Source organism: Streptomyces sp. NPDC028711, from assembly GCF_055565415.1.
Genome location: NZ_JBVHUJ010000018.1, coordinates 47,226 through 58,029, shown reverse-complemented (window position 1 = coordinate 58,029; position 10,804 = coordinate 47,226). Strand labels below are relative to the sequence as shown.

Annotated in this window: 13 protein-coding genes; 8 read left to right on the top strand and 5 right to left on the bottom strand. The window is 73.6% G+C overall.

All coding sequences use genetic code 11. The annotated features are described in order from the left end of the window. The 4 genes from ACZ4VK_RS35415 to ACZ4VK_RS35400 all read right to left on the bottom strand — a co-directional run. A partial coding sequence (locus ACZ4VK_RS35415) for an ATP-binding cassette domain-containing protein (RefSeq protein ID WP_468361680.1) occupies positions 1-320 on the bottom strand: 320 nt, incomplete at its 3' end. A gap of 79 nt (positions 321-399) precedes the next feature. Next, positions 400-1,242 (bottom strand): DUF4097 family beta strand repeat-containing protein, encoded by an 843-nt coding sequence (locus ACZ4VK_RS35410; RefSeq protein ID WP_468361677.1) that lies wholly within the window; start codon positions 1,240-1,242, stop codon positions 400-402. 82 nt (positions 1,243-1,324) lie between these two features. Further along, on the bottom strand, positions 1,325-1,843 hold the full coding sequence (locus ACZ4VK_RS35405; protein WP_468361674.1) for a hypothetical protein: 519 nt from the start codon (positions 1,841-1,843) through the stop codon (positions 1,325-1,327). Between the two features lie 264 nt (positions 1,844-2,107). Then, a complete protein-coding gene (locus ACZ4VK_RS35400) occupies positions 2,108-2,512 on the bottom strand; it encodes a hypothetical protein (protein ID WP_468361671.1) in 405 nt (134 codons plus the stop codon). 138 nt (positions 2,513-2,650) lie between these two features. Here ACZ4VK_RS35400 and sigJ point away from each other — a divergent pair, with 138 nt between their 5' ends. Both sigJ and ACZ4VK_RS35390 read left to right on the top strand, forming a co-directional pair. After that, positions 2,651-3,622 (top strand): RNA polymerase sigma factor SigJ, encoded by a 972-nt coding sequence (gene sigJ, locus ACZ4VK_RS35395; RefSeq protein ID WP_468361669.1) that lies wholly within the window; start codon positions 2,651-2,653, stop codon positions 3,620-3,622. Between the two features lie 321 nt (positions 3,623-3,943). Beyond that, positions 3,944-4,096: a hypothetical protein gene (locus tag ACZ4VK_RS35390; protein ID WP_468361666.1), complete on the top strand. Its 153-nt coding sequence runs from the start codon at positions 3,944-3,946 to the stop codon at positions 4,094-4,096. A gap of 113 nt (positions 4,097-4,209) precedes the next feature. On the opposite strand, the gene ACZ4VK_RS35385 is transcribed toward ACZ4VK_RS35390, so the two are convergent. Then, complete coding sequence (locus ACZ4VK_RS35385) at positions 4,210-4,584, bottom strand: hypothetical protein (RefSeq protein WP_468361663.1); 375 nt, start codon at positions 4,582-4,584, stop codon at positions 4,210-4,212. Positions 4,585-4,922: 338 nt separating this feature from the next. Here ACZ4VK_RS35385 and ACZ4VK_RS35380 point away from each other — a divergent pair, with 338 nt between their 5' ends. The 6 genes from ACZ4VK_RS35380 (at position 4,923) to manA (ending at position 10,672) form a co-directional block, all read left to right on the top strand. Beyond that, entirely contained in the window at positions 4,923-5,588 is a 666-nt protein-coding gene (locus ACZ4VK_RS35380; RefSeq protein ID WP_468361660.1) for a DUF5133 domain-containing protein, read from the top strand. A gap of 49 nt (positions 5,589-5,637) precedes the next feature. After that, on the top strand, positions 5,638-6,429 hold the full coding sequence (locus ACZ4VK_RS35375) for a VOC family protein (RefSeq protein WP_468361657.1): 792 nt from the start codon (positions 5,638-5,640) through the stop codon (positions 6,427-6,429). A gap of 132 nt (positions 6,430-6,561) precedes the next feature. Next, positions 6,562-6,969: a YciI family protein gene (locus ACZ4VK_RS35370; RefSeq protein WP_468361654.1), complete on the top strand. Its 408-nt coding sequence runs from the start codon at positions 6,562-6,564 to the stop codon at positions 6,967-6,969. An 8-nt stretch (positions 6,970-6,977) separates the two neighbouring features. Beyond that, on the top strand, positions 6,978-8,123 hold the full coding sequence (locus ACZ4VK_RS35365) for an RNA polymerase sigma factor (protein ID WP_468361689.1): 1,146 nt from the start codon (positions 6,978-6,980) through the stop codon (positions 8,121-8,123). A 211-nt stretch (positions 8,124-8,334) separates the two neighbouring features. Continuing rightward, entirely contained in the window at positions 8,335-9,309 is a 975-nt protein-coding gene (locus tag ACZ4VK_RS35360; RefSeq protein ID WP_468361651.1) for an ROK family protein, read from the top strand. A gap of 118 nt (positions 9,310-9,427) precedes the next feature. Beyond that, complete coding sequence (gene manA / locus ACZ4VK_RS35355) at positions 9,428-10,672, top strand: mannose-6-phosphate isomerase, class I (protein ID WP_468361648.1); 1,245 nt, start codon at positions 9,428-9,430, stop codon at positions 10,670-10,672. Positions 10,673-10,804: the final 132 nt, after the last annotated feature.

The following is a 10,804-nucleotide window of genomic DNA, read 5'->3' as shown; positions in this document are numbered from 1 at the left end:
AGGCCGTCGACGGCGGAGAACTGTCCGGTGACGCCGATCGCGGCGCGGACGTCCTGGGGGTGGGTGGTGAGGTCGTGGCCGGCGACCTGCGCCTGGCCGCCGTCGGCGGTGATGAGGGTGGAGAGGATCTTCACGGCGGTGGTCTTGCCGGCGCCGTTCGGACCGAGCAGGGCGAACACCGATCCGGCCGGGATCCGCAGATCGATGCCGTCGAGGACGGTCTTGTCTCCGTACGACTTGCGCAGACCGACGGCGGAGACGGCGACCGGTGACGGATGACCGTGCGCAGGACTGGTCATGGGCATGACAGAAGAAGGCATGGAGCCCTCCATTCGAAGGCTGAAGCGGGTGGAGAAAGAGGGGGAGGGGAGGAGAGGGGAGGGGGCGTGTCGGGGACGCTCAGGCCTTGGCGCGGCGGATGTCGATGTTGCCCCAGCGGGTACGGGCGCGGATCTTGACGGTCTCCTCGGTCTCCTCCGGGGCCTCGGACGCGGTGAGCGTGTTGCGCACCTGCCCGCGGTCGGAGTTGACGTCGAGCCAGGCGGCGGTGCCCTCGCGGATGCCGATCTCGATGGAGCCGTTGGAGGCCTCCAGCTGGATGCTTCCGCGTGCGACCTCGGCGACGCGCAGGGTGCCGTTGGTCGTGGTGCCGGTGACCGACGCCTCGGCGCGCGCGATGTCGACACCGCCGTTCGCGCCGCTCACCCGCAGCTCACCGGTCACGGTGCCGACGGTCGTGGTGCCGTGGGAGTTCTTCAGGACGGCGGGGCCGTCGACGGTGCCGACCCGCACGTTGCCGCTGCTGCTGGTGATCTCGGCCATGCCCTCGACCCGGTCGACGACGGTGGAGCCGTGCGACGCGTTCAGGTTCAGCGGGCCGGTGGTGTCGAGGCGGACATCGCCGGCCGAGGTCTTCACGCGGACCTCGCCGAGACGGCCCTCGCCGAGGACATGGGCCGCGGTGCCGGTCACGTCGATCTGCGAACCCGTGGGCAGCTCCACCGTCACGTCGACGATGCCGCCGCGGCCGAGCAGATTGGCCTTGGGCGTCCTGATGCTCAGCACACCGCTGGCGTACGTGACTTCGGTCTGCTCGGCCGCCCGCACGTCCAGGTCCTTCTTCGGGCCGCGGGGTCGCACCTCGACGACCGTGTCGAGGCGGTCGCCCGCGGTGAACTGGACGGAACCGGCGTACACGTACGCCGTGACGGAGATCGGTGCGGGAGTGTCGAAAGAAGGCATGGCTGTCCCGTCCTCTTGGGTCTTCGGGTCGTCCCCGCTGGTGGGACGTGAGGGGAGTGAGGTGCTGCGGGCGGGAGCGCGGCTAGCGCACCCAGCCCGTGATGCTCTGTCCGACGGTCTGGGTCTTCTCGGTCGTACGCGGCCGGGTGCCGCCGTCGACTGCGGCGGATACGGCCCGCACCAGCCACGCGTTGACCGACAGGCCCTCGCGGCTCGCGGCCTCCTCGGCGCGCGCCTTGAGGTGGGCCGGCAGACGCAGGTTGACCCGGGCGGTGCCGCCCTCGTCGCCGTCGGCGGGAGCCGGGGCGGGAAGGGGTTCGGCGGCCGCGGCCGGTTCCGCGGGGGTGCCGCTGCCGTGGGGCGGCGGCGTCACCACGAAGTCGGGGTCGAGCCCGCGCAGCCGTACGTCGACCGAGCCGGGGGCGAGTTCGCGGGTGATCTCGTCCGTCGCGGCGGAAAGCACGTGGAGCATGGTCAGCCGCGCCGCCGACTCCAGAGGAGCGGTGAGCCTCTCGGCGAGCTCGCGCGCTTCGTCGCCGCCGGCTTCGGCGGCCACCGCGAGTTCGCGGCGGAGGGTGTCGACATACGGGGTGAGGTCCATAGCGCCATCATGGCACCAATGTGGCGCCTCTCGCAAGCCTGATGGTGTCGTCGCTGGCTCTCGGGGTGGTGGCATAGGTCTGACCTGCGGAAATGTGAGTGGGGCGACCCCGGGTGTGGCGGGATCGCCCTTGTTTGTGGGTACGTAGTGGCACCGGTTGGCGCCATCTGGCGCCAGATGGCGCCACGTGGTGCCGCTCGATGCCAGATGGCGTTCTGCGGTGCCACGTGCCGTGCCGCGCCGTCGTCGGGCGGGCGACGACGGTCACGGCCGTATGCCGGAGCTCCTCCGCAGGCGCGGGGCCATCGACCCGGCCAGCGCGAGCAGGCTCAGGCCGAACATGAGGACCCCCAGCGGCACATGGAGCGACGGCATGTGCGCGATGCCCAGCGCGACCTGCACCGAGGCGAGTACGAGGAAGCCCGACGCGTACAGGAGGGGGCGGGGTGATCCGCCGCCCGGCCGCCACGCCAGGATCGCGGCGAGCACGTACAGCATCGACGCGCCGTACATCACGCGCGATCCGACGTCGTGCAGCACCGCACCGAGGGACGAGGACAGCAGCATTCCGGCGGTGACCGCCTGGAAGGCGAGGGCCAGGGTCTGCAGCCCGATGGCGACCCTCAGGAACGTGAGTCTGCCCTGCACTGCCGTCGTCCGTGTGGCCATGGCGCGGTCCTCTCTTCTGCCTCGCGGCGGTGGATCGGTGGTGATCGTCAAGGGGTGAGTACTGTCTCGGTCGTTCGACGACGTGGGCCTGTGAAATGTGAGGCGACGCGGCAACATCTACGAGGGGGCGGAAGCGACATGAGCAGTCCATCCGAGACGAGCCACGAGGGGCTCAGGACCGGGGGCGACCGGGACGAGCCGGGCCTTCGTGAAGTCGTCGGCGAGCGGCGGCATCTGATCAATCTCTCCTATCGGCTGCTCGGTTCGCTGGCCGAGGCCGAGGACGCCGTGCAGGAGGCGTACGCCCGCTGGTACGCGATGTCGCGGCAGCGGCAGGAGGCGATCGAGTCGCCCGGCGCCTGGCTGACGACGGTGGCCACCCGCGTCTGCCTGGACCTGCTCGGTTCGGCGCGGGCCCGGCGCGAGCGTTACGTCGGCGAATGGATACCCGAACCGCTGCCGGACCGTACGGAGTGGGTCGGCGGGCCGTCGGGCGGCGGGGCGGAGCAGGCGGACCCCGCCGACCGCGTCACCCTCGACGAGTCGGTGAACATGGCCTTCCTCGTCGTACTGGAGTCGATGACGCCGGCCGAACGCGTGGTGTTCATCCTGCACGACGTCTTCCGGTACCCGTTCGCCGAGGTCGCCGAGATCGTCGGCCGTACGCCCGCGGCCTGCCGGCAGCTGGCGTCGTCGGCCCGTCGGCGTGTTCGCGCCGCACAGGAACCGGTGGATCCCACGGCCGGGCAGGCCGGTCTCGTGCGCCGCTTCAAGGAGGCGTGGGAGGCCAGGGACATCGAGGCCCTCGTCGGCCTCCTCGACCCGGGCGCCACGATGGTCGCCGACGGCGGCGGACAGGTGGGCACCGTCCTCCACCCGGTCGAGGGCGGCGAGCGCATCGCCGCGTACCTGATCCACATCGCCGCCAAGGCCCCCGGCCTGACGCTCCTGGAGCGGACGGTCAACGGCCGCCCCGGCCTCGTCGCCCAGCACCGCGGCGTCACGGCCACCGTGGCGGCGTTCGGCCTCAGCGGCGACCGCGTCACGCGTATCTGGGCGATCCGCAACCCCGAGAAGCTTCGGCAGTGGACGGCGGACCGACGGGACTGACGTGAAGGCGGCGCGGAGGGGCCGGGGTGCGTCCCGTCCCGGCGGGTGTCACCCGGGCGGAGCCGCCCCTGTGACGCCGGGACGAGGCCTGCCCGGTCGGTTCCGGCGGCCGGCCCGTCCTCTCAACTCGCTCGGGAAGGAGGGAAGTTCTCACATGTCCCGGGGCCGTCCGGCGGACCTCCTCGGCGCTTTCGCCCGTCCCTGGGCAGTGGAGGCTCCGGGCGGGGCGTCACCCAGCGTGACTGATCGATGTGCGCATCGTGCGCACAGGTGCCACGGTTGGTGTGTCCAACCCCCCTTACTCACAAGGAGTGAGCAGCTGTGGCCAAGAAGACTTCGCCGAAGGACCGGGCCGGCCGACAGGCCAAGGCGGCACCGAAGGGCAAGAAGCGCCCGGGCGCCGAGGAAGCGGCCCGCGCGCCCGAGCACCAGGCGGCAGAGCGCGAGACCAGGACGACCTACAGCGAAGGCTGATCACGTCCACAGCTCACCTCTGGAGGCGCACCCGACGACTGCCGCCGGGTGCGCCTCCTGGTGTCCCGCCCTGTCCGCTCCGTTCTGCCGCAGCCCCCGGGCCCCGACGGCGCTCAGCCGTCCCGCAAGAGGTGCAGAGCCGTCCGCACGGTGGCCGCCGTCCCGTCGGGAACGGGGTCGGAGACGACGACCCGGGCGAACGGCGCGGACGCCGGCCGGAGGTCGACGCTGACCACTCCTCCCTGCCGCGGGCGGAGCGCGACGAAGTCCTTCGTCCCGTCCACCTCCCGTACGCCGAGGCAGAGCACATCCGGGATCCAGAGGCCCCGGCCCTGCGTCCCGCGCAGCGGACGCCACCAGGAAGGGTCGGCGTCCACGGTCTCCACCGCCCGGAGCGGCAGGTGGATGTTGCCCCGGCGCGCGAGGAGCTTCTCCCACCAGGACAGCCGGACGACCAGCTCCTCCGCCCTGACCGTCAGACGCGCCATGGTCGATGCACCTCCTCACACGGCGTACCGCTGCCGCTCCGGACGGTGGGACCAGGGTCCGGACCGCGGCACGACGGCCGGCGCGTAGTCGTTCTCCCGATCATCACGCTACTGCCGTACGTCGCCGTGTTCCACCGCGTGGCGGGCCGGTCGGAACCGCGCGAGGGTGTGTGGGTGGCCGGAGCGGGGCAGTGGCAGGGCGGTCTTCCCCTGCCGGTGACCGGCAGGGGGTTCCCGTGACAGCGGCCCTCGCGTCGCGCACCGGCACCAGGAGGTCGGGAACACCTCCCGTACACGACCATCGCCGCCCCCGCGGCTTTGGAAGGAAGGGACTTCGCATGCCGTTGCCCGCACACCTGCCCCAGGAACCCGCCACGGCCGTCGAGCCCGTACACCTGCCCCAGGAAGCCGCCACGGCCGTCGAGCCCGCGGGCAGGCCGCTTCTGCCGCCGGCCACGTCCGCACGCGCGGTGGGGATGCTGATGGCGGCCGGCCCGTGCTCGGCCGGGGAAGCGAGGCGGATCCTGGCGACCGCGGCGGACCTCGTCGGCGTCACCGTCCACGACCTGGCCGCCGCCGTGGCCGTGGGACCCGGCGGCGCGCCCTCGCCCGTCCGCGTCGCGCGTGCCCTGCGCCGCGCGGTCGCGGCGGCCCGTACCTCCGCCGCTCCCACCGCCCTGTCGGTCGGACTCGCGCCGTCGCGGGAGCGGACCGAGGAGGTCCTGACGCGACTGCGCGGCTGCCAGGCCCGCCTGGCGGCCGCGCCGGACGACCCGGCTGCGGTACGGGCCATGGACGACGTCGCCTACACGATCTGCGTCCTGATGGGCCGGCCGACCACCCACTCCGCCGTCCTCGCGGCGGAGCGCCACCTCGCGGCCCCGGCCCGCCGGCGCCCGAAGACATCGGACGGTCCGGGAGGCGACGAGGGCACGGCCGCCGGAGCCGCGGCGACCGTGGACCCGGAGGGCATGGCGGCGGGGGACGAGGGCATTCGCGCGTAGAGGTTCGGCCGTGCTGTCGTGGGCCGACGCCGAGGATCGGAGGAGTCCGGTGGTTCTGGTGGCAGCGGATGTGATCGGCGCTCCCTGCTGGCTGAGTCTCGCGGCACGCGACCGGGGGGCGGCGGAGCGCTTCTACGGGAGGGTTCTGGGCTGGTCGTTCCGGCAGGGCCGGTTCGGCAGGGCCTACTCGGTCGCGGAGATCGACGGCGTGCCGGTGGCGGGGATCGGGGCGGTGGCCGGGGAGTTCGCCGTCCCGGTGGCATGGACGCCCTACTTCGCCGTCGACGAGGCCGACGGGGCCGTCGGGCGGGTGCGCGAACGGGGAGGCACGGTCGGCGTCGGACCCGTCTCCTTCCCGGCGGGCGGCCGGGCCGCGCTCGTGGCCGACCGGGAGGGCGCCGTCTTCGGCATCTGGGACGGGGAAGTCCTGGCCGACTGGAGCGTCGGTGCGGAGCGGTCGCCCGCCTGGCTCGAGCTCCATACGGCCAACGCGTTCGACGCCGCCCTCTTCTACGGCGAGGTACTGGGCTGGGGCCAGGGCGGTAGCGACGGCTGCTGTGACACCTCGTACGAGGAGGACCAGGTCGTCCTCCGGCGGCGCGGACGCCCCGTCGCCCGGCTGAACAGCGGTCCGATCGAACAGGCCGCGCCCAAGCCGCAGCTCCGGCCGCGCTGGCTCGTCCACTTCCGGGTGCCGGACCTGGACGCGGCGGTCGCGCTGGCCCTGGAGAACGGCGGGGGCACGGTCACCGGCCAGGACTGGGGCGCCGGCCGGCAGGTGACGCTCCGCGACCCGGACGGAGGGCTGTTCACCCTGGACCACGCGCCGGACGCGGCCTGAAGGACGTGTCCGACCGATGTGTCCGACCGATGAAGAATAAAATCTGCGCCGCGATGTCGAGAACGCGTGCCCGGCTTCGTCCCCGCGATGGACGTGACCAGAATGGGTCGCACCAGAATGAGGAGAAGCACGATGGCCAAGTACCTGCTGCTCAAGCACTACCGCGGTGCCCCGGCCGCGGTGAACGACGTGCCCATGGCCGAGTGGACCCCCGAGGAGATCTCGGCCCACATCGCGTACATGCGCGACTTCGCCGCCCGCCTGGAGGGAACCGGCGAGTTCGTCGACGCCCAGGCGCTCGCCCCCGAGGGCACCTTCGTCCGGTACGACGGAGAGGGGCGCCCGCCGGTCACCGACGGCCCGTTCGCCGAGACGAAGGACCTCATCGCCGGCTGGATGGTGATCGACGTCGACACCTACGAGCGCGCCGTCGAACTCGCCGGAGAACTGTCCGCCGCCCCCGGAGCCGGCGGGAAGCCGATCCACGAGTGGCTCGAGCTCCGCCCCTTCCTGACCGAGCCGCCCACCGTCACGGAGTGACCACGGTGATGAACGAGGACCTGCTCCGGAGCCTCACGCCGAGCGTCCTCGGGATCCTCGTCCGCCGCGGAGCCGACTTCGCGGCGGCCGAGGACGCCGTACAGGACGCCCTGATCGAGGCGGTCCGCGTCTGGCCGGAGGACCGGCCGCGGGACCCGAAGGGCTGGCTGGTCACCGTGGCCTGGCGGAAGTTCCTCGACGCGACCCGGGCGGACACCGCCCGCCGCCGGCGCGAGGAGGTCGTCGACGCGGAGCCGGCGCCCGGGCCGGGCGCCGCGGCGGACGACACCCTCCGGCTCTACTTCCTGTGCGCCCATCCGTCGCTGACGCCGTCGTCCGCGGTCGCCCTCACGCTGCGCGCCGTCGGCGGCCTGACCACCCGCCAGATCGCCCAGGCATACCTCGTGCCCGAGGCGACCATGGCGCAACGGATCAGCCGGGCCAAGCGCACCGTGTCCGGCGTACGGTTCGACAGGACCGGGGACGTCGCCACCGTGCTGCGCGTCCTGTACCTGGTCTTCAACGAGGGCTACTCGGGCGACGTCGACCTCGCCGCCGAGGCCATCCGGCTCACGCGGCAGCTCGCGGCCGCGATCGACCACCCCGAGGTCGCGGGGCTGCTGGCCCTCATGCTGCTCCACCACGCCCGGCGCGCCGCCCGCACCGCGCCCGACGGCAGTCTCGTGCCGCTCGCCGAGCAGGACCGCGGCCGGTGGGACACCGCGCTGATCACCGAGGGGGTCGGCATCCTGCAGGGTGCCCTCGCCCGCGACCGGCTCGGCGAGTTCCAGGCGCAGGCCGCCGTCGCGGCGCTCCACGCCGACGCGCCCACCGCCGAGGAGACGGACTGGGTGCAGATCGTCGAGTGGTACGACGAACTCGTGCGCCTGACCGACAGCCCGGTCGTCCGGCTGAACCGCGCGGTGGCCGTCGGCGAGGCCGACGGACCGCGCGCCGGTCTGGCGGCGCTCGCCGCGCTCGACGACACCCTGCCCCGCCACACCGCCGTGGCGGCGCACCTCCACGAGCGTGACGGCGACCTGGCGACGGCGGCCCGGCTCTACGCCGAGGCGGCGGCCAAGGCGTCCAACCTGGCCGAGCGGGACCACCTGACGCGCCAGGCGGCCCGGCTCAACACCCGCCGGAGCCGCTGACGGAGCTGACGGACGCGATCGGCCCGGCCCGTCGGCGGCTGTCGGCGGGCCCGGCCGCGTCCCACCCGCGAGAGCCCCTTCACCGAACGACGGCTTTACTGAACCAGTTTACTGGACAACGTTGTCAGAGCCGTAGCAGAGTGACCGCAGCCGGAGTCCCGCACGGGCGCTGACCGGCGGTTCCGACAGAGGCGAAGGAAGGCTGAACGTGATGGTGTACGGAGCACTCGACATCGGGGGTACGAAGATCGCCGGCGCCCTCGTCGACGCCGAGGGGCGACTGCTGACCAGGTCCCAGCGCGCCACCCCGGCACAGGGCTCCGCCGAGGAACTCATGGGAGCCGTCGACGCGGTCCTCGACGACCTGGCCCGCCGCCCGGAGTGGGCTTCCCTGTCCTGCCTCGGCATGGGCAGCGCCGGCCCGGTCGACACCGTCGCGGGGACGGTCAGCCCGGTGAACATCCCGGCCTGGCGCGCCTTCCCGCTGGCCGACCGGGTCGGCGCCCATCCGGCGGTGCCGCGCGGCATGCGGCCCGTCCTCGTCGGCGACGCGGTCGCGATGACCGCGGCCGAGCACTGGAAGGGCGCCGCGCGTGGCGTGGCCAACGCGCTGTGCATGGTGGTCTCCACGGGCGTCGGCGGCGGCCTCGTCCTGGGCGGCACCCTGCATCCGGGGCCCTCGGGCAACGCGGGGCACATCGGTCACATCACCGTCGACCAGAACGGCCCCCTCTGCCCCTGCGGCGGGCGCGGCTGCGTGGAGCGCTACGCCAGCGGCACCGCGATCGCCGCTCACGCCCTCGAGTCCGGCTGGACACCGCCCGCCGCCGGCGCGGCGACGGCCAGGGAGGTCGAGGCCTCGGCCCGCGCGGGCGACCCCCGCGCCCTCGCCGCCTTCGACCGGGCGGGGCGGGCCCTCGCGGCGGCCGTGGCGTCAGCCGCCGCGCTCGTCGAACTCGACCTGGTGGTCGTCGGTGGAGGCGTCGCACAGGCCGGAGACATGCTCTTCGGCCCTCTGCGGCGCCACCTGGCCTCGTACGCCGTCATGGACTTCACCCGTGACGTGCCGGTGGTGCCGGCGGCCCTCGCGCTCGACGCGGGGCTGATCGGCGCGGCCGCGGCGGGCGCCGCCGCGGCAGGGCTGTCGAGCGCGGGCGCGGGTGTTCCGGGCCACGGCATGAACTGAGCGCCCCGGTCCACTGGTCCGCCGACCGTACGGACGCCGTGGACCACGCCCGCGTGCCCCACGCCCGCGTACCCCGCCCTCGCGACCCCCTGCGCCGGTCCCTCCTCAGGAAGTGCTCGTGGAACTTCTTCTCAACACCGTCCAGCCCTACGACTGGGGCTCCACCACCGCGCTGCCGCGCCTCATGGGCACCGTGCCCACCGGTGGGCCCCAGGCCGAGCTGTGGATGGGCGCTCACCCCTCCGCCCCCTCCCTGATCGACCGTCCGGACGGTCGCGGTCCGGTGAAGCTGGACCGGGTCATCGCCCAGGACCCGGCGACGGAGCTCGGGGCTGCGACCCTGAGCAGGTTCGGGCCCCGGCTGCCGTTCCTGCTCAAGCTCCTCGCCGCCGACGCGCCCCTCTCCGTCCAGGTCCACCCCGATCCCGCCCAGGCCCGGGACGGCTTCGCGCGCGAGAACGCCCTCGGCGTTCCCCTCGACGCCCCGCACCGCACCTACCGGGACGCGCACCACAAGCCCGAGATGATCGTCGCCCTCACCGCGTTCCAGGGGCTGTGCGGCTTCCGGGAACCACGGAGCTGCGCCGAACTGCTCGACCGGCTCGGCGTCCCCGCCCTGCGGCCGTACGCCGACACCCTGCGCGTCCTCCCGGACGCCGCGGCCCTCGCGGAGGTCTTCACCGCCTTCCTCAGCCCTCCCGCCGGTCTCGTCGCCGACGTCACCGGTGCCGTCGCGGCGGCCGCCGGCCGGACGGGGCCGTACGAACGGGACTTCGCCGCCTATACGGAGGTCGCCCGGGCCCATCCCGGCGACCCGGGTCTGCTGCCCGCCCTGATGTTGCGCCACATCGTGCTGGAGCCGGGCGAGGCGCTGTTCCTGGGGGCCGGGATCCCGCACGCGTACCTCTCCGGACTCGGGGTGGAGATCATGGCGAGCTCCGACAACGTCCTGCGGTGCGGTCTCACGTCCAAGCACGTCGACGCGGCCGAGCTGGTGAAGGTCGTCCGCTTCGCGGCGATCCCCACCCGCGTCCTGCACCCCCGGTCGAAGAACGGCGAGGACCTCTACCCGGCGCCCGTCGACGACTTCCGCCTCTCGCGGATCCGGCCGGGTACGGAAGGTCCGCGTACGGAGGACGGGCCGTCGCGGCGGCTCGCCCCCGGCGCCCCGCAGATCCTCCTGTGCACGGAGGGCGAGGTCCTCCTGCGGTCCGCCGGGACCACCCTCCGTATCCGACCCGGACAGTCGGTGTACGTCCCCGCCTCCGCCGAGGTGTCCGTCGCGGGGGCGGGCACGGTCTTCCGCGCCACCGTCGGCGTGGGTGCCGCCGCTCCCTCGGACGACGGACGGGGAGCCACGTAACCACGAGGGAGGCGGGCCGACTTCACCCGAAGGAACGGGGAAGGCACCCGGCCCTGACTCCGGCCGGCCGGGCGCGAGGCCGCACCTCGTGGAGGTACGGCCTCGCGTCCGCTCCCGGCTCGGTCACGCCGC

Bases quoted from the DNA above. Each gene is read 5' to 3' on its own strand.
- ACZ4VK_RS35400 (WP_468361671.1), bottom strand. From the start codon at position 2,512: ATGGCCACACGGACGACGGCAGTGCAGGGCAGACTCACGTTCCTGAGG.
- ACZ4VK_RS35360 (WP_468361651.1), top strand. From the start codon at position 8,335: ATGGTGTACGGAGCACTCGACATCGGGGGTACGAAGATCGCCGGCGCC.
- ACZ4VK_RS35380 (WP_468361660.1), top strand. From the start codon at position 4,923: ATGCCGTTGCCCGCACACCTGCCCCAGGAACCCGCCACGGCCGTCGAG.
- sigJ (WP_468361669.1), top strand. From the start codon at position 2,651: ATGAGCAGTCCATCCGAGACGAGCCACGAGGGGCTCAGGACCGGGGGC.
- ACZ4VK_RS35365 (WP_468361689.1), top strand. From the start codon at position 6,978: ATGAACGAGGACCTGCTCCGGAGCCTCACGCCGAGCGTCCTCGGGATC.
- ACZ4VK_RS35385 (WP_468361663.1), bottom strand. From the start codon at position 4,584: ATGGCGCGTCTGACGGTCAGGGCGGAGGAGCTGGTCGTCCGGCTGTCC.
- ACZ4VK_RS35405 (WP_468361674.1), bottom strand. From the start codon at position 1,843: ATGGACCTCACCCCGTATGTCGACACCCTCCGCCGCGAACTCGCGGTG.
- ACZ4VK_RS35410 (WP_468361677.1), bottom strand. From the start codon at position 1,242: ATGCCTTCTTTCGACACTCCCGCACCGATCTCCGTCACGGCGTACGTG.
- ACZ4VK_RS35370 (WP_468361654.1), top strand. From the start codon at position 6,562: ATGGCCAAGTACCTGCTGCTCAAGCACTACCGCGGTGCCCCGGCCGCG.